The sequence below is a fragment of the Bordetella tumbae genome (assembly GCF_965139195.1).
Taxonomy (GTDB): Bacteria; Pseudomonadota; Gammaproteobacteria; order Burkholderiales; family Burkholderiaceae_B; genus Bordetella_A; species Bordetella_A tumbae.
In genome coordinates this window covers 42,491-65,996 of record NZ_CBCSJH010000033.1, presented here as the reverse complement: position 1 = coordinate 65,996, position 23,506 = coordinate 42,491, and the positions used below count along the sequence as shown (strand labels likewise).

Here is a 23,506-nt window from a genome sequence, read left to right as displayed (position 1 = left end):
CCAAACTCGCGCCGCTGCGCGGCACTCAAACATGGCCCCCGGACTGCCCCCGCCGAGGAGCCACGGACTGGGCGGCCTCCAACAGTCCCGCCTGCCACCCCTGCCGGGCCGCCGCAAACTCACGGTTGGAGAATCGCGTCGGCCCCGGAGGGGCTTTCGTTTTTATGGGGGCGGATGAGTGTGGGGAATATGCTAATCGCCGATTTGCTCGTAATGCCGCAACGCGGTAAATTCGCTTTCTTGCGCCAGTCTGCCTATCCGATGCTGGCGCTCAGGCAAGCGTGCCGCCCAGACTACATTCCAGGCGCTACGCCCCAGTAATTACCTGCTGTTGGCCGCGTCACAAGCGTGTGTTGCCAAAGCTTCCATTTCGACCTCCAGCGTCCCCTTGGGGCGTTTGCACTGCGTTCCCGACGAATGCGTGCCAGGTTGGCAAGGTGTTTGGGTGGCGAGGTTCCGTGAATCTCAAAGCGCCAGATCATGTTGTCGGCGTTGGTATTTGTTCGGTTGCTGCCGTATCAGGGCGTGCAACAGTCAGGAAAACAGGGCCGGTCCTGAAACAGGAAATGAATATCATGGAAACCATAGGCGCCGATATACTCGTGCGCTGCCTGGCCGAAGAAGGCGTCGAGCACGTTTTCGGCTATCCCGGCGGCGCTGTGCTGTACATCTACGACGCAATTTTCAAGCAAGACAAATTTCAGCATATCCTGGTGCGCCACGAGCAAGCTGCCGTGCATGCCGCCGATGCCTATTCGCGCGCGTCGCAAAAGGTCGGCGTATGTATCGTGACTAGCGGCCCCGGCGTGACGAATGCCGTCACGGGCATCGCCACCGCCTATATGGACTCGATCCCGATGGTCATCATCAGCGGACAGGTCCCCACGGCGGCCATAGGCGAGGATGCCTTCCAGGAATGCGATACCGTGGGGATCACGCGTCCTTGCGTCAAGCACAACTTCCTGGTGCGCGACGTCAAGGATCTGGCCGATACCCTGCGCAAAGCCTTTTACATCGCCCGCACCGGCCGGCCCGGCCCCGTGTTGGTGGATGTCCCCAAAGACGTCAGCCTGCAGCCGTGTAAATACGTCCCTGCCAAGGGCGAAATCAGCATGCGCTCGTATGCGCCTGTCAACAAGGGGCATCAAGGACAGATCAAAAAAGCCGTGCAGATGCTGCTGGCTGCCGAACGCCCCATGATCTACTCGGGCGGTGGCGTGATTCTGTCCGATGCTTCGGATGAGCTGCGCCGCGTGGCGGATTTGTTGGGCGCGCCTTGCACCAACACGCTGATGGGCTTGGGCGCCATGCCGGCGACCGACCGTCAGTTTGTGGGCATGCCGGGCATGCATGGCACCTACGAGGCCAATATGGCGATGCAGCACTGCGATGTGCTGTTGGCCGTGGGCGCACGCTTTGACGACCGCGTGATCGGCAACCCTCGCCATTTTGCGCAAAATGCGCGCAAAATCATCCACATCGATATCGATCCTTCGTCGATTTCCAAGCGGGTGCGGGTCGATGTGCCGATCGTGGGCAACGTGAAAGACGTGCTGGTCGAGCTCATCGCGCAATACAACGCTGCGCGCGCCGAGACCAAGCCGGCTTCCCTGGAAAAATGGTGGCAGCAGATCGAGACATGGCGAGGCAAGGAATGCCTGAAATACGCCAATTCCGACGAAGTCATCAAGCCGCAATTCGTGGTGGAAAAGCTCTGGGAAGTCACCGGCGGCGACGCTTTCGTGACCTCCGATGTGGGCCAGCACCAGATGTGGGCGGCACAGTACTACAAGTTCGACAAACCGCGTCGCTGGATCAATTCCGGTGGCCTGGGCACCATGGGCGTGGGCTTGCCGTACGCCATGGGGGTACAGATGGCGAATCCGGGATCGGAAATCGCCGTGATCACGGGTGAGGCATCGATTCAGATGAACATCCAGGAGCTGTCCACCTGCCAGCAATACCACCTGACGCCCAAAATCATCTGCCTGAACAACCGTTTCCTCGGCATGGTCCGGCAGTGGCAGCAGATCGATTACGGCTCGCGCTATTCCGAGTCGTACATGGATTCTCTGCCTGATTTTGTCAAAGTGGCCGAGGCATATGGGCACGTGGGATTGCGTATCGAACGTCCGGCGGATGTCGAGCCTGCGCTGCGCGAAGCATTCAAGAAGCACAAGGATCGCCTGGTCTTCCTGGATTTCATTACGGATCGCACCGAAAACGTGTGGCCGATGGTGAAAGCCGGCCGCGGGCTGACCGAGATGCTGCTCGGTTCCGAAGACCTGTAAGGAGGCGATCATGAAACACGTGATTTCCGTGCTGATGGAAAACGAACCCGGCGCGCTGTCGCGCGTGGTGGGCCTGTTCTCCGCGCGTGGCTACAACATCGAAACGCTGACCGTGGCGCCCACTGAAGACGCGACCTTGTCGCGCCTGACAGTGGTGACGGTCGGCTCGGACGAGGTCATCGAGCAGATCACCAAACACTTGAACCGTCTGGTCGACGTGGTCAAGGTCGTTGATCTGACCGAAGGGCCGCACATCGAGCGCGAGCTGATGTTGATCAAAGTGCGGGCTGTCGGCAAGGAGCGCGAGGAAATGAAGCGCATGGCCGATATTTTCCGTGGCAGCATCATCGATGTGACCGACAAGACGTACACCATTGAACTGACCGGCACGCAGGACAAGGTGCAGGCATTCATTGACGCCCTGGATCGCAGCGCCATCCTGGAAACCGTGCGCACCGGCGTGTCCGGCATCGGGCGCGGCGAACGGATCCTGAAGATCTAACAGGCATTTTTGCCTACACCCCTACTGCATTAACTGAATTCAAAATAATCCGGAGTACACAACATGAAAGTTTTCTACGACAAAGACTGCGACCTCTCCCTCGTTAAAGGCAAAACCGTTGCCATCATCGGCTACGGCTCGCAAGGCCATGCCCACGCCCTGAACCTGCATGACTCGGGTGTGAAGGTCGTGGTCGGTCTGCGCAAGGATGGCGCTTCGTGGAAAAAAGCCGCTAACGCCGGCCTGGAAGTCAAAGAAGTCGCCGAAGCCGTCAAGGCCGCCGACGTGGTCATGATGTTGTTGCCTGACGAAAACATCGCTGCGGTCTACCGCAACGAAGTCCACGCCAACATCAAGGCTGGTGCCGCTCTGGCATTCGCTCACGGTTTCAACGTGCACTACGGCCAAGTCGTGCCCCGTGACGACATCGACGTCATCATGATCGCCCCGAAGGCCCCCGGCCACACCGTGCGTTCGACCTACGCTCAAGGCGGCGGCGTGCCCCACCTGGTGGCCGTGTACCAAGACAAGTCCGGCTCTGCCCGTGACGTGGCCCTGTCGTACGCCAGCGCCAACGGCGGTGGCCGTGCCGGCATCATCGAAACCAACTTCCGCGAAGAAACCGAGACCGACCTGTTCGGCGAACAGGCCGTGTTGTGCGGCGGTACGGTCGAGCTGATCAAGGCGGGTTTCGACACGCTGGTCGAGGCAGGCTACGCTCCGGAAATGGCTTACTTCGAGTGCTTGCACGAGTTGAAGCTGATCGTTGACCTGATCTACGAAGGCGGCATCGCCAACATGAACTACTCGATCTCGAACAACGCCGAATTCGGCGAATACGAGACCGGTCCCAAGGTTGTCACCGAGCAAACGCGCCAAGCCATGCGTCAATGCCTGACCGACATCCAGACCGGCGAGTACGCCAAGAAATTCATCCTGGAAAACGCCGCTGGCGCTCCGACCCTGACCTCGCGCCGCCGCATCAACGCGGAATCGCAGATCGAACAAGTCGGCGGCAAACTGCGCGCCATGATGCCTTGGATCGCTGCAAACAAGCTGGTCGACAAGTCCAAGAACTAAGATCGCATTAGTCACGCTTTCCCCCGCGAAGGGGTAGGGCAAGAAAGGCATCCTTTCCCAAGGATGCCTTTTTTTGTCGCCGGGCCGCCCCGAGGCAAAAAGCGCCCCCTTGGGGGGGCAGCAAGCCGAAGGCGCAGCGTGGGGGGCTTTTTTGCCGCCAGGCGGACCCCGGGGAAAGACGCAGGCGTTGGAAATAAGTCCCGGCGCAGCGCAGCCTAGGTGGATCGTTGCGTGTCACGGCAATCCTGCTGGCACGCCAATTGCGGTGAGCCAACCAGCCGCTTGTACAGCGTTAGGGGCCTTTTTTCCTTACGAATGGGTTAACCTTTCAGCTGTTCGCCGCCATTTTTTGTAAATATGCCCAATTTTTCAATGCGAGATTCCGAAAATCGTCACCGCAGCATCTATTTGCTGCCCAACGCCTTTACCACTGCGGCACTGTTTGCCGGCTTTTATGCCGTGGTGCAGGCGATGAACGATCGTTTTGAGACTGCCGCGATCGCGATTTTCGTCGCCATGGTGCTGGATGGGATGGACGGCCGGGTGGCGCGGCTGACCAATACCCAATCGGCGTTCGGCGAGCAATACGACTCTCTGTCGGACATGACCTCGTTCGGCGTTGCGCCGGCACTGGTGATGTACGAGTGGGCGCTGCATGATCTGGGCCGTTGGGGATGGCTGGCCGCATTCGTGTATGTGGCGGGGGCGGCGCTGCGCCTGGCCCGTTTCAATACCAATATCGGGGTCGTCGATAAACGCTATTTCCAGGGGTTGCCCAGCCCGGCTGCTGCTGCGCTGGTGGCGGGTTTTGTCTGGCTGGCGATCGATAACAAGCTGCCCCTGCACGACAGCGTGCTGAGCTGGGTGGCGTTCGCCCTGACCATGTATGCGGGCGTCAGCATGGTGTCGAATGCCTCGTTCTTCAGCGGCAAGAGCTTTGCCTTGGGCCGCAGCGTGCCGTTCTGGGGCATTTTGCTGGTGGTCGCCGTATTCGTCTTCGTGTCCAGCGACCCCCCGGTTGTCCTGTTCGGCTTGTTTGTACTCTATGGCCTGTCGGGCTGGGTGGTGATGTTCTGGCGCTGGAATCGCGCCCGGCGTTTTCAACAAGAGCGCCGCTCGCACTCGGACTGAGTCTGGCCGTTTTGACTCGAAAAGCGCGCATCGCCAGGTCATCTGGCATGCGCGCTTTCTTTTTTAGGCCCGGGTAGTGTCTGGGGCCGTCTCAGCGCCAGCGCCTATCCTCGTCGTACAACGGATCAGGGCCGGGGTGATAGCGGGTCACGTGGTTGCCGTCACGCCCCATATACACATACATCAGCGAATTCCAGACGCCCGACTGCTTGTAGCGGTACGCCCAGACAGTTTCGCGCACGCTAGGCAGACCCACACCCGAGATATCGGCCGGCGGACCGAACTCGCACTGGACTTGCTCCGCCGTCATACCTTGCGCCAAATGCTGCTTGAAATAGGGATCGGTCAGGATCGGAACGATCTGCTCGGTGCGTCCGTCGGCCGTGAGATCCGTGCCCCAGGCGTACTGGCCGGACGGTTGGGTGGTCCAGATGACGCGATGCGTGCCGTCGGCCCGGTTGCATTCAAAATTGGGCCGGCCAAACTGGCTGGTGACCTCTGCCATCGGGGCGCCGGGCGGTACCTGGGCAAGATTGGCGCAGGCCGACAGGGCGCCCAGCACGGCGGTCAGCGCCACGGCGCGGCTTGCCAAGCGGTAAATATGACGGGGCATGGCGATTCTCCGGCGGGCGGCGGCCATGGGGCCAGCGCCCGAAAAAGGCGGCCAGACAACGGGTATTCCGGCCTAGTAGGGTAATTCTAGCGAATCGGCTATAATTCCATCCTTGATTTGCCCGGCTATTGTGTATGGCCGGGCAAATTAATATTGAACGCACGTCAAAAAGTTGTACAAAAAGTCGTATTTCGCGCATGCCAGCGCCTGCGCAACTGTTTGCCGTTTTTTAAAACCACGGTAGGGCACCTCGGCCCTGCCGCCAGTCCGAAGAGGTCATTCCATGTCCGTAGCTGACATCAAAAAAGCCGACATCGTCGCTCAGTTTCAACGCGCCCAAGGCGATACCGGTTCCCCCGAAGTCCAAGTAGCCCTGCTGACCGCTCGTATCAACGAGTTGACCGGTCACTTCAAAGAACACATGAAGGACCACCATTCGCGCCGCGGTCTGCTGCGCATGGTCAGCCGTCGTCGCAAACTGCTCGACTACCTCAAGGGTCGCAATCCCGATTCGTACCGCGCACTGATCGAAAAACTCGGTCTGCGCAAGTGATCGACGGGGCAGGCTCCCCATGACACAACCGTGGTCGGTGCGGCGTTCGTCGCAGCGGCCACGGTTTTTCATTTGTAAGGAATTCTCGTCATGTTCAATAAAGTGACTAAATCGTTCCAATACGGCCAGCATACGGTCGTGCTGGAAACCGGCGAGATCGCCCGTCAGGCCTCCGGCGCTGTGCTGGTGTCCGTGGACGATACGGTTGTATTGGCCACCGTCGTGGCTGCCAAAAAGGCAAAACCCGGTCAGACGTTCTTTCCGCTGACGGTCGACTACATCGAAAAAACCTACGCCGCGGGCCGTATCCCCGGCGGTTTCTTCAAGCGCGAAGGCAAACCCTCCGAAAAGGAAACCCTGACCTCGCGCCTGATCGATCGTCCGTTGCGTCCGTTGTTCCCCGAAGGCTTCTACAACGAAGTCCAAGTGGTACTGCATACCCTGTCGGTCAATCCCGACATCGATCCCGATATCCCGGCCATGATCGGCGCCTCCGCTGCTTTGGCGATCTCGGGCATTCCGTTCAATGGTCCGATCGGCGCCGCTCGCGTGGCCTACATCGATGACCAATACGTGTTGAACCCCACCGCGTCGCAACTGAAGTCGTCCAAGATGGACCTGGTGGTCGCCGGTACCGAAAATGCCGTGCTGATGGTCGAGTCCGAGGCTCAGCAACTGTCCGAAGAAGTCATGCTCGGCGGCGTGGTGTATGGCCACGAGCAAATGCAGGCTGCCATCAACGCCATCCACGAGCTGGTGCGCGAGGCTGGCAAGCCCGACTGGGAATGGCAAGCTGCTCCCAAAAACGAAAGCCTGATTGCCGCAGCCTCCACGGCTGCCCAAGACAGCTTGGCGGCGGCGTATCAGATTCGCGAAAAGCAGGCCCGCACGACGAAATTGCGTGAAGCCTACGCCGACGTGCATGCCAAGCTGGCCGAGCAGGCCGCCGCTGCTGGCCAAGACGCTCCTGACGCGGTCGAAGTCGACAACATTCTGTTCGACCTCGAGGCCCGCATCGTTCGCGGTCAGATCCTGAACGGCGAGCCCCGCATCGATGGCCGCGACACCCGCACCGTGCGCCCCATCAGCGTGCGCCTGGGCGTGTTGCCGCGTGCACACGGCAGCGCCTTGTTCACCCGCGGTGAAACACAGGCTCTGGTGATCGCTACGCTGGGCACCAAGCAAGACGAGCAGATCATCGACGCGCTCATGGGCGAATACCGTGACCGTTTCATGCTGCACTACAACATGCCTCCGTTTGCGACCGGCGAAACTGGCCGTATCGGTGTGCCCAAGCGCCGCGAAATCGGCCACGGCCGTCTGGCCAAGCGCGCCTTGGTGTCGCTGCTGCCTCCCCATGAGGATTTCCAGTACACCATCCGTCTGGTGTCGGAAATCACCGAGTCCAACGGCTCCTCGTCGATGGCGTCGGTGTGCGGTGGCTCGTTGGCTATGATGGACGCCGGCGTGCCGCTCAAGGATCACGTGGCCGGTGTGGCCATGGGCTTGATCCTGGACGATGGCAAATTCGCTGTCCTGACCGACATCCTGGGTGACGAAGATCACCTGGGCGACATGGATTTCAAGGTGGCCGGTACGCAAAACGGTATTACCGCGCTGCAGATGGACATCAAGATCCAGGGCATCACCAAGGAAATCATGCAGGTTGCGCTGGCCCAGGCCCGCGAAGGCCGCCTGCACATCCTGGGCAAGATGACCGAGGCCCTCGAGGGTTCGCGTGGTGAGCTGTCGGCCTTTGCGCCGCGCATGCTGACCATCAAGATCAATCCGGAAAAGATCCGTGACGTGATCGGCAAGGGCGGCGCTACCATTCGCTCCCTCACCGAAGAAACCGGCACCCAGATCGACATCTCCGATGACGGCACGATCGTGATCTCCAGCGTGGACGAGGCTCAGGCTAAAGAAGCCCAACGCCGTATCGTCGAGCTGACCGCGGATGTCGAAGTCGGCCAGGTCTACGACGGTTCCGTCCTGCGCCTGCTGGATTTCGGCGCCATCGTGCAAGTGCTGCCGGGCCGTGATGGCTTGCTGCACATCTCGGAAATCGCCAACTACCGCATCGCCAACATCAACGATGTGCTCAAGGTCGGCCAACAGGTCCGCGTCAAGGTCATCGAGGCTGATGACAAGGGCCGTCTGCGTCTGTCCATCAAAGCCATCGGCGGGATCGAGCAACAGCAGCAACCCGGTGCTGAAGCCGCCCCTCAATCGGCGCCGCAAGCTGAATAAGCTTTGCGTTTCTTGAGCAAAAACGGCACCGCGAGGTGCCGTTTTTGTTTTGTTTACGGTAAATTCCTGGACGCGAGGATGCAGGAACATGGGGTGCCTGCCACGACACGACGGAGCACTCATTGGTCAGCACAGGAATCATACGGGCATGAGGTGCCCACGGTGGGTAGCCTGGATGTGTGCGAGCGGCAGCCTGTTGTGGCTGGCCGGCTGTTCGCTAGGTCAGCCCGAGGCGGTTGGACCGGAAAGCGAAACGATGTCCATGGATCAGTTTGCACAAACTGATTTCAACCGGACCGTCACCCTGGAAATTCGCGACAACCTGGACAGCCTGTACAGCCTGTTGGACAAGCTGTATCGCCGCAATCCCCGCGAATGGCGCAAAGCCGGTGTCTCCACACAAGAGGCAGCCGTGGCCCGAGTGCGAAAAATGATCGAAACCCGCACACCGCCTGCCGACCTGAGTGGGTTACGCGATATTCAGATCCTGGCTGTCTCGCTAGATCCTGCTTATACCCGCGACCGGGTCGCTGCCTTTATTTATGGCCTGGCAGATACACTGATCGCTGCCCACAACGACAAAACGCGTATTTACGTGTCCGATGTGCTGCATGGGCAACGGGTCTACAACGCCGCGCGCAACGTCGAGGCTGCTGCCTGGTTGCTGGCATCTCGCCGCAATCTGGCGGGTGAGCCTTTGTTATTGGCCAACGAAATATCGCCCACCGTCACCAACCTCAGTTTCGAGCGCGAATTCGGCGCCATTATTGGCCGACTGGATTTGATTGCCAACCTGTTGGGCGAGAACGACCGGCGCATCGGGATCAATTATGCGCAGGGACTATTGTTCTTTAATTTCCTGCCCGTGCGCTGAGGATTTACACTCAGGAATTCTGATTGGATTCGACCGTGATCGATCTCGCCGCCATACAAGCCGCCCGAGCCCGTCTACAAGGGCAAGTGCATAAAACGCCGTTTACGCACTCGCGGACGCTCTCCGATATCCTGGGCGCCGAGATCTGGCTGAAATTCGAAAACCTGCAGTTCACCGCCTCGTTCAAAGAGCGCGGTGCGTTAAATCGAATGCTGGCGCTGACGCCGCAGGAGCGCAGCAAGGGCGTCATTGCTGTGTCCGCCGGAAACCACGCGCAGGGCGTGGCCTATCACGCGCAGCGCATGGGTGTGCCTGCCGTGATCGTCATGCCGCGATTCACGCCTACGGTCAAAGTCGCCAATACGCGGCGTTTCGGCGCGGAAGTCGTCCTGCATGGCGATACCTTTGACGATGCGCAGGCGCATGGCTACGAACTCGTGCGTGAGCGTGGCCTGATCATGATCCATCCCTACGACGACGAGGCCGTCATCGCGGGGCAGGGCACCCTGGCGCTGGAAATGCTGGAGGACCAGCCGGACCTGGACGCCATGGTCATCGCCATCGGTGGCGGTGGCTTGATCAGCGGCATTGCGACCGCTGCGAAAGCGATCAAACCCGGTATCGAAGTCGTCGGCGTACAAACCGAGCGCTTTCCGTCCATGTACGCTGCCGTGAAGGGGGCATCGATGACGCCTGGGCATTACACGATCGCCGAAGGCATCGCAGTGAAATCCCCTGGCGTCATCACCCAAGAAATCGTTCGCCGCACCGTCGATCGTATCGAACTGGTCAGCGAGAGCGATATCGAGCACGCTATCGTCGTGCTCCTGGAAATCGAGAAAACCGTTGTCGAGGGCGCGGGAGCAGCCGGCTTGGCCGCACTGCTGCGCGATCAAGCCGAAGGCGGGCAACGTTTTCGCGGCAAACGCGTTGCGCTGGTGCTGACCGGCGGCAACATCGATCCGTTGATGCTGGGTGAGTTGATCGAACGCGGCATGGTGCGCGCGGGCCGCCTGGCGCGTATCCGGGTGGATTTGCGCGACTTGCCCGGCGCCTTGGCGCACGCCACCAAACTGATCGCAGATGCCCAGGCCAACATTACCGAGGTGCATCACCAACGCGCCTTTACCGCGCTACCGGTACGGAACGTCGAAGTCGATTTCGTATTACAGACTCGCGGTCCTGAGCATATTCAGGAAGTGATCGATATATTGAACGCTGCAGGATTTGCGGCGAGCAATCACGACCATTGAACGCCCTGGCGGGCGTCTCAGTTTCATAGACCGTCGCGAGCGACCAGCGCCTTCAGGCGATATAGCCGCTCGCGATGCAGTGTCGCGTCCAGCGGTTCCGGATCCCGGCCCAGCGCAATATAGTCCGCCGGTATCGCCCGAATCGACTCTCGCAACTGGTCCGCATTGTCTTGCCACCACTGCGACAACAATTTATCCGGGTTAAATACGTCCAGCCCCTGGCGTCGCAGCTCAGAACGGCGAAAGTCCTTCAGATTCCAGGTGGTCACCAGTACCTGGGGCGGTTGTTGCAGCCCGCAACGCGCTCGCCGCGCCAGTCCCGCTGCAATGACATGAAAATCCTTGGGATCGCTGTAACGTAACCCGGCTTCGTAGATCTCCAGATCGTGTTCTGTCGCTTGCGGAAAGCGGTCATTCATCTCCGCCCATTGCATTTCCAACACATCCAGAGGGATCGCCCATAGCCGGGCGGCATTTCGGCGCCATTCCTCACCGATACGTTCGCTCCATACGGGCTGGTAAACCCCGTGAGCAGCCAGGCTCAACATCAGGCGGCGCATGATGCCGGACATCAGCACGCAGGCGTCCAGCACAACAAAGGGGGGCGAAGCAGGGGGAAGGACGGGCACGGCAGGTGGCGCCAGGCAGCGCCTCAAAAATGGTGACGGCCGTCACTGTAACAGGAACGCGTTCAGGCTTTGTGGTAACAAGAGGTAGCCGCTGGCCGACGCGCTCTATTGGGCAGATTCTTCTGGCGTTTCAGACAGTTATAGATTCGTTGCATCTATTAGGGAAAACCGCATTGAGTCCCTATTTTTCTTCCAGTAGTTTGCTTTGATTAGTCTATAACGGGCCATTGTGCGTGGTTTACATGACATTGGGATGAACATCCTGGATGGTCAGTCGTGTGGTCGCGGCAACGGGTCGGAGATAGTCTCTGGAGAAAGTTTGTGGATATTCCTAGCGTCCTTCAGTCTCGCCCCATCATTGCCCATACGGCAGTAGACGGCCTGACATTCCGGCAAATGGCAGGATATGAGGGCTTGTCGCAACTGTTCGAATTCGAAGTCGAGCTGCTGGCTGACAATTTCAACCTGGATTTGAAACAACTGCTGGGCAAGCCGTTGACCCTCGAATTAGCCACCTCATCCGCGAAACGTTACCTCGGCGGGCAAGTGGTGCGTTGCGTCATGGTGGGCCGCGAAAACAGCGTCTCGCGCAATTACATATATAAAGCCACGGTCAAGCCATGGCTCTGGTATCTGACGCAGACCTCGGATAACAAGATATTCCAGCAGAAAAACATTCCCGACATTATCAAAGAGGTGCTCGGGGAATACGGGTATCCGTTCGAGATGAAACTCACGGGCAGCTATCGCTCGTGGGAATACTGCGTCCAATATCAGGAAACGGATTTTGCCTTCATCAGCCGCCTGATGGAGCACGAAGGGATTTACTACTACTTCAAGCACGATAAAGACCAGCACACACTGGTCATGACCGACGATATTGCCTCGCATAGTCCGGCGCCCGGTTACGAGACGATTCCCTACTATGGGCCCGACCGGGTAGCGACGCCGCAGGAAGAGTGCATCTCGATGTGGGAAGTCTCGGCGCAGGTGACACCTGACGGCTATGCCACGGTGGACTACGACTTTACGAAACCGGGGGCGAGCCTGGATGCCATGTCCAAGCGCAAAGGCGGCTCAGAGCCGGGCAACCTCGAAATGTTCGAATGGCAGGGCGGTTTCCAAGAGGCCCAGCACGGCGAGCAATACGCTCGTATTCGCCTGGAGGAATTGCAAAGTATTCAGGAACAAAACTTGGGGCTGAGCAACGCCCGGGGCCTGGCGCCGGGGCATTTGTTTACCCTGCGAAATCATCCGCGCAAAGCAGAAAACCGCGAGTATCTGGTGGTGATGGTGAACTACCGGATGAGCGTGGGCGGCTATTCCAGTGGGAGCGGTACTGAGGAGTTTTACGAGGAGTCATTCTCGGCTCTGCCGTCGAACGTGCAATATCGCGCGCCTCGCACGACGCCGATTCCTCGCACCCACGGCCCGCAGACGGCGCGTGTGGTCGGACCGGCGGGCAAGGAACTCTGGACCGACAAATACGGCCGGATCAAAATCCAATTCCACTGGGACCGCTACGGGCAGAAAAACGAAAGCAGCTCGTGCTGGGTGCGGGTATCGAGCCCGTGGGCCGGTGGCGGATTTGGCGGGTTGCAGCTGCCGCGGATCAATGACGAAGTGGTTGTCGATTTTATCGGCGGCTGCCCGGATCGGCCGATCGTGTTGGGGCGTGTTTATAACGCCAACAACATGCCGCCAGTGGAGTTGCCGGGCGGGGCAAATCAGAGTGGTTTCCGCAGCCAGTCGGTGTATGGCGACCCGACAATGTGCAACAAGATGATTTTTGATGACACGCTGGGGTGTGAGTTGGTGCACCAACGGGCGCAGAAGGACATGAATAATGAGGTGGTGAATAATCACGACCACACAGTGGGAGGCGACTACACCGTCGATGTGACTGGCTTGTACTCGATTACTGCTGGCTCATTGCGCGTACATGTCAAAAAGACGACAGACCTTATCCGGGATGGCGCGACCACTGTCAATCAAAAGGCTTATTCCGAAGACACCAAGGGCACTGTGCTGAAAAAAACCCAGGGCGATGTTGTGACATCAACGACGGGGTTGTTGACGACCACGCAGACCGGCGTGCAGGCCGTGACTGAGATTGGTGCGGTGGGTCACTTCTTATCGGGCGCCTTTGGTTCGGTACAGATCGGGAATTTCAAGAAAACCATATTTGGTAATGTGGGCTGACTCGAGCGCCTTTTTGGAGACTCCCCATGTCGGACACGAATCTTGCTACCGAAGTGGTAGAGGGTGTCAATCAAGATATCAACAATCTGGGTACTAATCCACCTGCGGATGCCGTTAAAAACATTATTGCGGAGCATGCCAAGCTTGGCGCTAATGGGGATTCTGCGCTTGAAAGCAAAGCCGTAGATTTAGCGAATTCGTACTATGAGCAAGGGATGAAACCCGACGTTGCAGCCTCGGCCGCTGCAACGCAGGTATATCAGGAATCCATGGATGCTCGACCGTCTCTGGTCGAGCAACGCGATCAATTGTTGGGCTATCGGGATGCAAACAACAAGAAGGGCATTCCTGATTCTGGAGATATCCAACAATTCATCGATGCCAAGAACGCAAATTTGCCGGATGGTCAAAAAATATCCATGACCAGTGGGGCAAACAGCGCGTTAAATGATGCCCGCGATGCGATGAAAAATGCGGGGATGTCCCCCGAGCTCGCCGCCCAGGCACAGGCGGCGATTATCAATGCCGCCTCTGGCGGAAAGTTGCTACCCGCGGGCATCGATATTTATGGCAATCTGAAAGTAACGGTCTACGATTATGTGGACCTCGATTTTAAGAATTCGCAGATAAAGACGACCGTAGGTGATACGGTTTATACGCACACGGGTGACGTTGACGTTAATGCGAAAGACGTCAAGTTGACCGCGAACGCGATTGCTATTCTTGCGTCTGAAAAAGAAACGAATATCGTCACGACGAGGAAAGTGTCGGAACGCAGTGATTGTAGTTTTACGATGGCAACGACGTATTTCATGCACACGTCGGGATGTGAAAACTCGTTGGGTGTATTTGGTGTGGATCTGAGCTTGATCAACGCCAGTTATGCGACATTCAAGGTGGGTACGGCAGGTTATATGCGGACTCGTGGCCTGACCCGCGCGGGGACATTTGGCTTTGTGTATAAGAAATCAGACAAGATCAATAAAAAGGCCAACGACTTTTTGTTGGGTTTCGCGGCATTTCTCATCATTCTTCCGTAATGAAGCGCTTTATTATCGATTCGCCAAGCCGTGTTTTGATATCGAGAGATAGCCATGACTGATCCTTATCAGAACATCCCGCATGTCCTTCCGGGTTCAGATGCCGCTGCAGCTGTGGATGAAGTGAGCAATTATTTTGCCAATCAGGGCCCCGACTTGGATATTCCTGCGCTGCAGGACTTCGTGAAACAGACCATCGTCTCTCACGGCGGTGATCCGGTGACGGCGGCAGTGTCCAGCACCGCCGTGGGAGACCTGGCCACGAAAGATCCCGCTCAAGCACAAAAGGTGGCCGAAAATGTGGTCGGCATCACCTTGGCGGATCCTGCTGTGGCCAGCAGCAATGCGAAAGAGCGTGTGGCGGCGGCGCTGAAGGCGACGGGCGAACCGCTGGATGCATTGACGGCGCAGCAGCAAGAGGACATCGCGTTTAACGAAGCTAATGGTGTGTTGCGCAATGCAGGTGTTGTCGATGCGCAATCACAGCAGGATCTGCGTACCAAGATTCACCAATATATGGAGGAGGGCTCCAGCCCGGAAATGGCCGCTGCGGCCGCAGTGGCTGCAATCTTGGCGCAGAACATGGCCGAGGCGGAGTCCTTCTCGATTTTTGGCTACTTGACGATGATGGTGCACGGTGACGCGGAATATATCTTCAAGAACACTGAGCTGCTCAAGATAGCGGATTCGTCTATCCATACGAATTTGTCTAATACGACCTACAACATGAAGGCTAATAATTTTGTGGTCACGTGCGACACGATTAAAACATCGAGCAGCGGCGAAGACGTTCGAGCGCACGAGGGCGCCGCTGTAGGTAAGTATCTGGGCAGCTACGATTCATACGCGCAGAAAAGCTACTCCGTTAACCTCATCTATAAATACCGCTGGGGAGGGAGAGTCAAAAGCCTGGCCGTAGCGACTGTCACCGAGACATTGGGACGGGTGTATCTAGCGGTATTTGATTCCGATCTGGTGTGGAATAGCAAAGTCAAACTGAAGTTTAAGGATCATCGAAAATCCGCCGCTGAAGTCCGGGTATTCGGGAAGAAAATCATCTCGACGGCAAAGGCTTTTCTCAAATAGATTATGTCGCTTCCTTTTAATGTCATTCCTGGCTCCGATGCCGATAAGGCCGCACAGCGGATCGGTATGGTGGACCTCACGCCTGGCAACATCGGAACAGAAGTTTCCGACGTACTGAAGGATTATGGCGTCGATCCCCTGACAAATGCTGCGGCCTCTGAGACAGTAACTCAACTAGCCAAAAACAATCCCAACGCCAATTTGACCGAGTTGGCTCAAGGGGTTGTGGGCAGTGCGGTTGCTGACCCAAATGTGGCGGGAAATAAGGCCAAGCAGCGTGTTCTGGATGAAGGCAAGGATGTCAATGCCAGCGACCAAAATGATTTGGCGGTGACTGCGGCAGGAGAAGAAGCGGAAAAGGCGGGAGGCGACAAGAATGTCGCGAGGGCCAAGACGAAGGAAGCCCTTAGTGAGGGCTTGCCGCCGGCGTTAGCCGCACAGGCCGGAGCGGCGGTGGCCGTTGCCATTGCTGTAGCTCAAAATCCAAGCGCACCCGGGCTGGAGATTTTCGGCTATCTGAAGGCGATGGTACAGGGTCTCGTGACAGAAACATACCTGGGCAACGAGACAAAGACCGTGACGAACAAGACGGACTGGAAGATAACGAATACTTATATCCAGACGACGACGTCCAAGCTCACGATCGATTGTTTGAACTACACCGCAACTGCAGATCACGATGAAAGCATCATCGACAAATCCAACTCCATCTATTGGGGGGGATACACGATGGAGTCTCCCAATCCAGTGTCCAAGAGTTTGCTTAGCCTTGGGTATTCTTCGATAACCGGGGCGTTTCATTGGCAGAAAACGGCGGCAATCGCACCTGCCAAAGAAATCGGTTTTCTAGGCGATTTCTATGTGGCCGCCGTGACGACCTTGAAAGAAGATCGGCACAACACAGCTGTCAAAAATTTCGTGTCCCGAAGTCTGATCAAACTATGGTCAGCAGGCAAACTGATATTTAAGTGAATGCATGAAAATAATAAAGCCGCTGCGCATGATGGTCATGCCGCGTCCATACCGATGGCGTAATGGGAAGTATCTGGCGGTCACGTTGGCCGTGTTGATCAAGCACGAGGGGGATCGCCCGCTAATCGAGCCGGAATATACATTGATACACGATATTCTGCCGGAATTGGATTCCGATGAGGTGCTGGATTTTGTCATGCCCAAGCCGCATCCGGAATATCTGGTCAGTGGCAACGCATATACCGCACATCAAGAGGATCAAACGCATTGTGTCGTTCGAGTGCGCGTTGGAACCAAAGAAAAAGATGGTCTGGTATTTGGCGACCGTTACTGGTTAGGGGACACCATCTCTGATCCTGTGCCGTTTGAATGTCAATCCTTGTCATGGGCCAACTCTTTCGGTGGGCCGTCCTTTCCCGATAATCCGCGTGGCACGGGGTTGGACGCAGTGGACGTCCAAGGAAACCAGGTTATTAGATTACCTAATCTGGAATCGTTGACGGATCGTGTTCATACCAAAGGCCAGCTTGTCGAGCCTTGGAATTTTGGCCAAATCAATATCGAATGGCCTGCCCGTATGAGCAAAATGGGCAGCTACGATGAGGAATGGGTGAGGACAGTCGGCACGGGCTTTTTCGACGATATGCAGCCCAGTGTATTCAATGCCGCGTCAGAGGATCAGATCTGGACGGAAAAAAAAGCATTGAACATGGACGAAACATTCGAGATCTGGAATATGCATCCCGATCTGCATTGTTGGTCCGGTACGCTCCCCAGTCTGAAAGCTCGCTGTTTTATTGAGCGGCGCGACACTCCTGGCCAGTTGGACGAAATGCCGATGCGGCCGACCACAGTATGGTTCGTTCCGCACAAATGCAGTTATGTGTTGTTGTTTCACGGGCAGCTTCCCATTGATGAGGATGACGCTTATGACGTCAATGCCATCATGGCGGGCATGGATCACATGGATAGTCCGCGCTCCATCGACGACTACCACACCATTTTTCAGCTACGCACTGACTCAGAGAAATCGGCACTGCACGCCTTGAGAGATCGCGAGCTGATGCCGGCCGATATGCTTGCGCCGTGGATCGAGAAAATACCATTGGACGACAACGCGGTGATTTCAAAGATGCGTCGCTTTGCGGAAAGTGCTGGTTATCCGCACGGCGCATTTGTCGGACCGATCAAGCCCATGTCGCTTGATGATCTGCCCGATTTGGTCGAGCAAAATGACAAAATGTTGGAAGACTCGCTGGAGGAATATAAACAGGATCGCCACGCGGATTTGGCCAGGTTGGACACGGATACGAGTATGTCGGAGTTCCAGCGTCGCTTGACTCGTGAAATTTATGACGGCCTGGATCGTTCGACAGAAAGAAGCCTTCCTCATATTCCAACGAGTGGCCCGCCAGATGTCGACGGGATGAGTGGTTTTTTGGGGTCTATGCAGACGCGACGCGAGATGCGCAGCGCGTTGGGAGTCGCCGAAGTTCCGTTTAACAAGCTGCATGACGCCTATGCTTATGGACGCCAGTCTCTATCGAAAATGTACTTGTACTCCGTGCATTATCAGGATGGTGTTGCTCGGGTGGGAGAGCATCGTGCCGTCAGACTGCGCGAGAAGGTGCTCAGACGTTATCGTTCCAGCAAGAATCTCAGCCAAATGAATCTGACAGGTGCTGATCTATCAAATATGGATCTGTCGGGTGCCGATTTCTCGGGAACTTGGTTGGAGGGGGCCGACTTTTCGGATACCAATTTGTCCGGCGCGATATTCAATGAGGCCGTGCTCGCTCGCGGCCTGTTCTTGCGGACCAACTTGGATGGCGCGCGCCTGACGAGCACCAATATCAGTGAGGCGTCATTCCAACAGGTTTCATTTCGTGATGCCGAGTTGTCTGATCTGATTGTCGAGGTGCGCACGTATTTTCGAAATTGCCATTTCGAAGGCACTACGATCAAGGACTTCAGTGCAAGCGATATGCAGTTCGAGCACACGCGTTTCAAAGGGGTGAAGATTGGCGACGTTTCTTTCGAGTCGTCGCAATGGACACAATGTGAGCTTGACCAGTGCCACTTTGACAAGATCGATATTAACGAGTCCGTGTTGCACGACGTGGTGATTTCGAACAGCACGATGACGAATTCCGTCTTTATGGAGACTCGGAATACGCATGTGCGGATTGTGAGTTCGTCATTGACGAAGGTGACATTCACAGAGGACGAGAAATTTACCGACTGTGTATTCGAGCACAGTCGTTTTATGCAATGCCTGTTTCGAGGTGTCGTATTCGAAAAATCCAGTATGCAGGGATCTTTCTTTGAACAATGCGATTTTTCTCTAGCGAGCTTGCAACAGTGTGTTCTGACCAATATACAGACGCCACAATCCCTGTTCATGCGCACCAACTTAGATATGGCGGATTTGTCGGACAGTAATTTGATGACGGGTAATTTTCAGAAATCCAGTTTTATTGGAGCCAATCTGTCTCATTGCAACCTGTTTCGCGCGGATATGTCGGAAACGCTGCTCGATGCGTCGACGATAGTCCATAACACTTATACGCAGCGTACCCGCGTCGCTCCCTATCGTGACAACCTCAGGGCAGCGAAGAGGTTGATATGAGTAGAGCATATATAGTCAGCCGTCGCGAGTCTGTCGAGCCGATACAGGGGGTGAGTGCTACGGGAGAGTCATTCAAAGATGATGATCTTAGCGGCATGGCTTTTTATAACGTGGATTTTTCGGCTACAGACTTTGACGGCGGTTCGTTAAAGGACAGCATGTTCTCGCATTGCGCGTTCAAGAATGCGGCCTTCCGAGGTACCGATATGTCAGGGGTGCGCTTTAATAACTGTGATTTTAGTCAGAGCAATTTTCAGGCATGTACGCTTGGCGAAGCAGACTTTTCCGAGTCGACCTTATGCGGCGTGCTGTTTGCCGAATGCCATTTGGACAAAATTCAATTCACCAATTGTGATGCCACCGGTATCAGCCTGAAAGAGCAACGCTTGACGGATGCGTATGTTGTCGATTCAACGTTAACCAAGGCAGATTTCAGTGGGGCGACGATTTCGGGCTCTATATTCTTGACGTTGGATATGCGCGAATGTGTCTTATCCAATATTACGATGAAGGATGTGGCGCTATCTGGCTGCAATTTGTCTGGGCATGACTTTTCCGGTTTGGATCTGTCTGGATGCCAGTTCAATGAGGCCATACTGAAAGAGGTGGATTTTTCCTCTTGCAAGCTGGCAATGTGCAATTTCAGTGACAGCAAGATTTCCAATACGAATTTTGCCGAGGCCGATGCGCGCAACGGCGTATTCATCAAGGCTGACATACACGAAACGGTATTCAGCAATGCCAAGCTGAGTCAGTCGATGTGGAACGGCGCTGTTGTGTATCACAGCAATTTTAGTGGCGCCCGCATTGATATGGGCGGGTTTGGCAAATCGTCATTTGAGAAATGCTATTTTGTTCAGGCCGATTTGCAGTATGCGGATTTTTCCTATGCCGTGCTGAATGATTGCAACTTTGACGATGTGACGTTGAATAGCACCCGGTTTCACCGCGCCGTGACGACGACGGATGTCAAGACACGCGTTGGTGCAATCGAAAAGGACGAAGAGCTATTTAGCGCGGAACTCTGGAACGTTTAAACGGGAGAACATGATGCCTTTTTGGGGATGCATGGGTAGCGGTAAAAGCATTGGACTTGGGCCATATATCACGGGCCCGTCCAAAAATGACATGCTGAGTTGCATGAAGCTGCCCACCACTAACATTTTCATTCAGAACAAACCTGCGCATAACCTTTACTCGGTGGCACCCATCACCATCGATATGCCGTCGAGTGTCGTCGGGGTGGCAACAGGGACATTGTTCATGTTGGGAGCGACAATTGCCTTGTTTTCTACAACGGTTGTGGCATGTGGCGGAATGGTCATTCGTTGGCTATGCCTAGCCCTGCAAAATTTCTGGAATACCTTGGGCTTGTATCTGAAAATGGATCAAAAGAAAGTCATCGTGCTGGCCTGATGTGCGCAGTCCGACACGTCATGGGTTTCACGTTCGACGTCATGTCTGTACTACGATCTCATGGTTAAAAAATACGCATGGGCGACTGTGCTAGGTGTCCTGTTCCTGGCTGCCGGTACCGTGGTGTTGGGCATTTTCGTCGTGTTGCTGGCGCTCGGCAAACCTGTGAACGAACTGCTCTACATCAATGTCTCGGTATCGCTGTATTTGATAGGGCACTTTCTGTTTGTGTATCGGCGCTCGCTGCTCGGGCTCATTTCTCAGGATATTCATGACCACGGCCTGCCTGGGGTGGCGACGATTTTGTCTGCAGAGTTTTCCGGAATCACTGAGCAAGAGCCTGACAAAAAGTGGTATGCCGTACGGCTCGAGGTACAGCCGGACGACGATACCGAACTTAAATTCAAGGCGGATATCGAGCAGCAGTTCACTGAGAACGCGCCATCACTATTGCGTATAGGCCGCATCGTGCCTGTGAGGTATTGCGAACGGGCAAAGATGTTTACACTGATCATCGACGATGATGCGTATGCCAGTTTGAAGTAGCGATGTGAAGGTCGGCGATAACCGTTAGCTCATTCGAGGCCGTATTCCGCGCGCATCGAAGGTGTCCGGCCGGAAATTGGCCCCGAGGGCAGCGAAGGGTCGTGCGATCGTCTTGTCATCCCAATCCCAGCAGCCGCCGACTTTTACCATCGGCGAGAGCACGACGCTCGTCTTGTTGCTGCCGTCGACATCGAGCGTGCCTAACGGCGAGCCTGTTTCCTTGAAATTGGACAGCGTGAATGAACAATGTCCAGATCGCCTCAAGAGTCTTTGGGTCTATCTTGTATACATTGATAGCCTGGGTGAACACATGATGTCCCTGGGAGATAGTCCTCGTTCTTCCTAAGAAATCAACGCTGTCCCTACGCAGGCTTTTTTCTGCATCCCGTTGTATAAGTATTAACCCCAGCTATATATGTATACAAGAGTTCCATATTATGCATACGTAATCGGATTTACGTGCTTAAGAGAGGAACGCGGACAACATGGATTTGCAGCTGACGGGAAAGAAAATTCTGATCACCGGGGCCTCGCAAGGAATAGGCGAAGGGCTGGCACTCGCGTTTGCCGAAGAGGGATGCGACTTGCACCTGACGGCGCGTTCGGCCGACAAACTGGATCAACTGCGCCGAGAGATCGAGGAACGCAACCAGGTCAAAGTCACGGTGACCGCCGTAGACATGACCGCGCCAGACGCCTGCGAGCAAATCGTGAATGAGGCGGGCGATGTCGATGTCCTGATCAACAACGCGGGCGTGATCCCCAGCGGCACGCTGTTCGACATCGACGGCAAGAAATGGCGCGACGGTTGGGCGCTGAAAGGCTTCGGCTACGCCGACATGATCCGTCTCGTGTATCCCCGGATGAAACAGCGCGGCGGCGGCGTCATTCTCAACAATATCGGCAACGGTGGTGAGGTCTGCGATCCGAACTACATCGAGGGTGCGGCCGGCAATGCATCGCTGATGGCGCTCACGCGCGCCCTGGGCGGCACCAGCCTGGATGACAACATCCGCGTCATCGGCGTTAATCCCGGCCCAGTCGATACGAGCCGCATCTACAACATGCTCAAGAAATTCGCAGAGAACCGGCTCGGCGACGCAGACCGCTATGAGGAACTGCTGGAACGCTATCCGCTCGGGCGGCCCGCCAGAGTGCACGAGATCACGGATCTATTCCTGTTCCTGGCCTCTTTCCGTTCCGGCTACACGTCCGGAACCGTATTCACGGTCGACGGCGGCATCGCTTCGCGCCGCGCCGTGGTGTGACGACTGCTCATTCTCTGTAGAACGCCATGAAAAATTTCCAAGTCCGCAATCAATACTTTGACAAGCTGTGCAATACCCCTGGATTGATGTGGTTGGGGCAGAACACCAACCACTATGCGCCGCACGATTCCGTCCGCGAGGCCGTGATTCAGGCCCTGGACAGCGGTGAATACCACGCGTACGCGCCGCCGGCTGGTTTCGAGGAACTGCGCCAGCTCATCCGCGAAGACATGGGCATCCCGGATGCCTCTGTGCTGGTGACCGACGGCGCCGTCGAGGCGCTCTACAACGTCTGCAGCAATATCTGCGAGCCCGGCACGGATTTCGTCACCACGGATCCCAGCTGGGCGTGGCCGATTCATTTCGCTAAAAAGGCCGGCGCGAATGTGATCGAGCTGCCGATCTACAACGCGGAGCAACACTACAAGCTGACCGTGGAGCAGCTGCGTGCCGCCGTCACTGAAAAGACCCGGGTCATCTATCTGGTCGATCCGAATAATCCTCTAGGCACCTGCCACACTGAGGACGAAATCAAAGCCTTTACCGATATTGCGCGGTCGGTCGGGGCGTACCTGATTCACGATGCGACATACAGCAGTTTCGCCGAGCACTTCACGCCCGCATTTCGCTTTTACCCAGAAAAGTCCATCCAGATTTACAGCTTTTCCAAATGGCTGGGTTTAGCGGGTATGCGTTTGGGCGCGGTGCTGGCGCACGAAGATCTGGTGGAGCGTTTCGCATCAGCTCCGCCCAACAATCTCGGCAGTAACGTGCTCTCGCAGCGCGCCGCCATTGCGGGATTAAAGACCAAAGCGCAGTGGTTTCCCGAGATCTGGCGGCGTCAGCGCCGCAATCAGGAGGTCGTTGCCCGTGCGGCATTGGCGATCCCGGGTTTTGCGGTGCCGGTTTATCCGTCGCACGCAAACCTATTGGTGATCGAAACGATCGATGCGGGTATCAAACCCGAAGCATTGGTTGCTGCGTATCAGACGCGCGGCGTCATGATTCGCCAGGGCTCCTACCACACGAAGCGTTTTGGCCATCGTTTCGTCAAGGTGAGCTTGACGGTGCCAGAGGCCTGGGCAGATCGCTTTTGCGAGTTGCTGCCCGAGATGGTGGCTTTGGCACGCACGATCGACGTCCCTGAAAACCTGTTCTGAGCGGAGCGCAC

At 56.3% G+C, this 23,506-nt stretch carries 20 protein-coding genes; 18 read left to right on the top strand and 2 right to left on the bottom strand.

Annotated elements, in window-relative coordinates; all coding sequences use genetic code 11:
* Positions 1 to 575: 575 nt before the first annotated feature.
* The 4 genes from ACNA0J_RS24005 to pssA all read left to right on the top strand — a co-directional run bounded on the left by ACNA0J_RS24005 (position 576) and on the right by pssA (position 5,004).
* Positions 576 to 2,291, top strand: coding sequence for an acetolactate synthase 3 catalytic subunit (locus tag ACNA0J_RS24005; protein WP_415821406.1), 1,716 nt, complete (start codon positions 576 to 578; stop codon positions 2,289 to 2,291).
* Between the two features lie 10 nt (positions 2,292 to 2,301).
* On the top strand, positions 2,302 to 2,793 hold the full coding sequence (gene ilvN, locus ACNA0J_RS24000) for an acetolactate synthase small subunit (protein WP_415821405.1): 492 nt from the start codon (positions 2,302 to 2,304) through the stop codon (positions 2,791 to 2,793).
* A gap of 63 nt (positions 2,794 to 2,856) precedes the next feature.
* Positions 2,857 to 3,873, top strand: a complete 1,017-nt coding sequence (gene ilvC, locus ACNA0J_RS23995; protein ID WP_415821404.1) for a ketol-acid reductoisomerase — start codon at positions 2,857 to 2,859, stop codon at positions 3,871 to 3,873.
* 357 nt (positions 3,874 to 4,230) lie between these two features.
* Entirely contained in the window at positions 4,231 to 5,004 is a 774-nt protein-coding gene (gene pssA, locus ACNA0J_RS23990) for a CDP-diacylglycerol--serine O-phosphatidyltransferase (RefSeq protein ID WP_415821403.1), read from the top strand.
* A 91-nt stretch (positions 5,005 to 5,095) separates the two neighbouring features.
* Here the strand turns inward: pssA and ACNA0J_RS23985 are convergent, their stop codons facing one another.
* Positions 5,096 to 5,617 carry a hypothetical protein gene (locus ACNA0J_RS23985; protein WP_415821402.1) on the bottom strand — a complete coding sequence of 174 codons (522 nt, stop codon included), beginning with the start codon at positions 5,615 to 5,617 and terminating at the stop codon, positions 5,096 to 5,098.
* A gap of 283 nt (positions 5,618 to 5,900) precedes the next feature.
* Between ACNA0J_RS23985 and rpsO the strand changes: the two genes are divergently transcribed.
* The 4 genes from rpsO (at position 5,901) to ACNA0J_RS23965 (ending at position 10,547) form a co-directional block, all read left to right on the top strand.
* Positions 5,901 to 6,170, top strand: a complete 270-nt coding sequence (gene rpsO, locus ACNA0J_RS23980; protein WP_012248532.1) for a 30S ribosomal protein S15 — start codon at positions 5,901 to 5,903, stop codon at positions 6,168 to 6,170.
* Between the two features lie 90 nt (positions 6,171 to 6,260).
* The gene (gene pnp / locus ACNA0J_RS23975; RefSeq protein WP_415821401.1) at positions 6,261 to 8,420 is read left to right on the top strand and encodes a polyribonucleotide nucleotidyltransferase; all 2,160 of its coding nucleotides are present in this window, start codon (positions 6,261 to 6,263) and stop codon (positions 8,418 to 8,420) included.
* Positions 8,421 to 8,568: 148 nt separating this feature from the next.
* Complete coding sequence (locus tag ACNA0J_RS23970; RefSeq protein ID WP_415821400.1) at positions 8,569 to 9,294, top strand: hypothetical protein; 726 nt, start codon at positions 8,569 to 8,571, stop codon at positions 9,292 to 9,294.
* 35 nt (positions 9,295 to 9,329) lie between these two features.
* A complete protein-coding gene (locus ACNA0J_RS23965) occupies positions 9,330 to 10,547 on the top strand; it encodes a threonine ammonia-lyase (RefSeq protein ID WP_415821409.1) in 1,218 nt (405 codons plus the stop codon).
* Between the two features lie 23 nt (positions 10,548 to 10,570).
* On the opposite strand, the gene ACNA0J_RS23960 is transcribed toward ACNA0J_RS23965, so the two are convergent.
* On the bottom strand, positions 10,571 to 11,119 hold the full coding sequence (locus ACNA0J_RS23960) for a PIN domain-containing protein (protein WP_415821408.1): 549 nt from the start codon (positions 11,117 to 11,119) through the stop codon (positions 10,571 to 10,573).
* Between the two features lie 378 nt (positions 11,120 to 11,497).
* Between ACNA0J_RS23960 and ACNA0J_RS23955 the strand changes: the two genes are divergently transcribed.
* From ACNA0J_RS23955 to ACNA0J_RS23910, 10 genes are all read left to right on the top strand, one after another.
* Positions 11,498 to 13,378, top strand: coding sequence for a type VI secretion system Vgr family protein (locus tag ACNA0J_RS23955; protein WP_415821398.1), 1,881 nt, complete (start codon positions 11,498 to 11,500; stop codon positions 13,376 to 13,378).
* 26 nt (positions 13,379 to 13,404) lie between these two features.
* Positions 13,405 to 14,418, top strand: a complete 1,014-nt coding sequence (locus ACNA0J_RS23950) for a hypothetical protein (RefSeq protein WP_415821396.1) — start codon at positions 13,405 to 13,407, stop codon at positions 14,416 to 14,418.
* A 54-nt stretch (positions 14,419 to 14,472) separates the two neighbouring features.
* On the top strand, positions 14,473 to 15,504 hold the full coding sequence (locus tag ACNA0J_RS23945; protein WP_415821394.1) for a hypothetical protein: 1,032 nt from the start codon (positions 14,473 to 14,475) through the stop codon (positions 15,502 to 15,504).
* Positions 15,505 to 15,507: 3 nt separating this feature from the next.
* Positions 15,508 to 16,476, top strand: a complete 969-nt coding sequence (locus tag ACNA0J_RS23940; protein ID WP_415821391.1) for a hypothetical protein — start codon at positions 15,508 to 15,510, stop codon at positions 16,474 to 16,476.
* A 28-nt stretch (positions 16,477 to 16,504) separates the two neighbouring features.
* Positions 16,505 to 19,105 carry a DUF2169 domain-containing protein gene (locus ACNA0J_RS23935; RefSeq protein WP_415821390.1) on the top strand — a complete coding sequence of 867 codons (2,601 nt, stop codon included), beginning with the start codon at positions 16,505 to 16,507 and terminating at the stop codon, positions 19,103 to 19,105.
* Positions 19,102 to 20,142, top strand: coding sequence for a pentapeptide repeat-containing protein (locus ACNA0J_RS23930; RefSeq protein ID WP_415821389.1), 1,041 nt, complete (start codon positions 19,102 to 19,104; stop codon positions 20,140 to 20,142). The genes ACNA0J_RS23935 and ACNA0J_RS23930 overlap by 4 nt, the downstream gene beginning before the upstream one ends.
* A 103-nt stretch (positions 20,143 to 20,245) precedes the next feature.
* The gene (locus ACNA0J_RS23925; RefSeq protein ID WP_415821387.1) at positions 20,246 to 20,521 is read left to right on the top strand and encodes a PAAR domain-containing protein; all 276 of its coding nucleotides are present in this window, start codon (positions 20,246 to 20,248) and stop codon (positions 20,519 to 20,521) included.
* 60 nt (positions 20,522 to 20,581) lie between these two features.
* Positions 20,582 to 21,067: a hypothetical protein gene (locus ACNA0J_RS23920; protein ID WP_415821385.1), complete on the top strand. Its 486-nt coding sequence runs from the start codon at positions 20,582 to 20,584 to the stop codon at positions 21,065 to 21,067.
* 485 nt (positions 21,068 to 21,552) lie between these two features.
* Positions 21,553 to 22,335 carry an SDR family oxidoreductase gene (locus ACNA0J_RS23915; RefSeq protein WP_415821383.1) on the top strand — a complete coding sequence of 261 codons (783 nt, stop codon included), beginning with the start codon at positions 21,553 to 21,555 and terminating at the stop codon, positions 22,333 to 22,335.
* A gap of 26 nt (positions 22,336 to 22,361) precedes the next feature.
* A complete protein-coding gene (locus ACNA0J_RS23910; protein ID WP_415821382.1) occupies positions 22,362 to 23,495 on the top strand; it encodes a pyridoxal phosphate-dependent aminotransferase in 1,134 nt (377 codons plus the stop codon).
* Positions 23,496 to 23,506: the final 11 nt, after the last annotated feature.

Bases quoted from the DNA above. Each gene is read 5' to 3' on its own strand.
- ACNA0J_RS24005 (WP_415821406.1), top strand. From the start codon at position 576: ATGGAAACCATAGGCGCCGATATACTCGTGCGCTGCCTGGCCGAAGAA.
- ilvN (WP_415821405.1), top strand. From the start codon at position 2,302: ATGAAACACGTGATTTCCGTGCTGATGGAAAACGAACCCGGCGCGCTG.
- ilvC (WP_415821404.1), top strand. From the start codon at position 2,857: ATGAAAGTTTTCTACGACAAAGACTGCGACCTCTCCCTCGTTAAAGGC.
- pssA (WP_415821403.1), top strand. From the start codon at position 4,231: ATGCCCAATTTTTCAATGCGAGATTCCGAAAATCGTCACCGCAGCATC.
- ACNA0J_RS23985 (WP_415821402.1), bottom strand. From the start codon at position 5,617: ATGCCCCGTCATATTTACCGCTTGGCAAGCCGCGCCGTGGCGCTGACC.
- rpsO (WP_012248532.1), top strand. From the start codon at position 5,901: ATGTCCGTAGCTGACATCAAAAAAGCCGACATCGTCGCTCAGTTTCAA.
- pnp (WP_415821401.1), top strand. From the start codon at position 6,261: ATGTTCAATAAAGTGACTAAATCGTTCCAATACGGCCAGCATACGGTC.
- ACNA0J_RS23970 (WP_415821400.1), top strand. From the start codon at position 8,569: ATGAGGTGCCCACGGTGGGTAGCCTGGATGTGTGCGAGCGGCAGCCTG.
- ACNA0J_RS23960 (WP_415821408.1), bottom strand. From the start codon at position 11,119: ATGTCCGGCATCATGCGCCGCCTGATGTTGAGCCTGGCTGCTCACGGG.
- ACNA0J_RS23950 (WP_415821396.1), top strand. From the start codon at position 13,405: ATGTCGGACACGAATCTTGCTACCGAAGTGGTAGAGGGTGTCAATCAA.
- ACNA0J_RS23945 (WP_415821394.1), top strand. From the start codon at position 14,473: ATGACTGATCCTTATCAGAACATCCCGCATGTCCTTCCGGGTTCAGAT.
- ACNA0J_RS23940 (WP_415821391.1), top strand. From the start codon at position 15,508: ATGTCGCTTCCTTTTAATGTCATTCCTGGCTCCGATGCCGATAAGGCC.
- ACNA0J_RS23935 (WP_415821390.1), top strand. From the start codon at position 16,505: ATGATGGTCATGCCGCGTCCATACCGATGGCGTAATGGGAAGTATCTG.
- ACNA0J_RS23930 (WP_415821389.1), top strand. From the start codon at position 19,102: ATGAGTAGAGCATATATAGTCAGCCGTCGCGAGTCTGTCGAGCCGATA.
- ACNA0J_RS23925 (WP_415821387.1), top strand. From the start codon at position 20,246: ATGAAGCTGCCCACCACTAACATTTTCATTCAGAACAAACCTGCGCAT.
- ACNA0J_RS23920 (WP_415821385.1), top strand. From the start codon at position 20,582: ATGGTTAAAAAATACGCATGGGCGACTGTGCTAGGTGTCCTGTTCCTG.
- ACNA0J_RS23915 (WP_415821383.1), top strand. From the start codon at position 21,553: ATGGATTTGCAGCTGACGGGAAAGAAAATTCTGATCACCGGGGCCTCG.
- ACNA0J_RS23910 (WP_415821382.1), top strand. From the start codon at position 22,362: ATGAAAAATTTCCAAGTCCGCAATCAATACTTTGACAAGCTGTGCAAT.